1 protein-coding gene is annotated in these 419 nt (G+C 74.2%); it reads left to right on the top strand.

Going from position 1 to position 419, the window contains the following annotated elements:
* Nucleotides 1–419, top strand: a 419-nt coding sequence (locus tag AC1U89_RS24875) for an RraA family protein (protein ID WP_479902282.1), incomplete at both ends; no start/stop codon positions are given.

The following is a 419-nucleotide window of genomic DNA, read 5'->3' as shown; positions in this document are numbered from 1 at the left end:
GTGCCCTGCTGGAGCTGCACCCCGGCGCGGTGCTGGTGGTGGACATGTCCGGTGACCACCGGCACGCGCCGGTGGGCGCGGTCACCGCGGCAGCGGCCACCGCGCAAGGCGCCGCCGGCGTCGTCGTCGACGGCGTGGCCACCGACGTCCTGGAGCTCCGCGCCACGGGTCTGCCGGTCTTCGCCCGCGGGACTTCGTGCCTGACTACCAAGCGGGTCCGCAGCGGCGGCTCCGCGGTGAATGTCCCGGTGCAGTGCGGAGGCGTCCAGGTCAATCCGGGCGACTGGGTGCTCGGGGACGACAACGGCGTGATCGTCCTGTCCCCGGAGGCGGCCGCCGAGGTCCTGGGCCAGGCACTCTCCTCCGACGCCGCCGAGCCGGCGCTGCTGGCACGAATCGCATCCGGCGAGCCGTTGGAA

The sequence above is a fragment of the Caulobacter sp. 05T431 genome (assembly GCF_056665975.1).
Note: the sequence above shows the minus strand (reverse complement) of the source record. Positions and strands in the feature narration are given on the sequence as shown.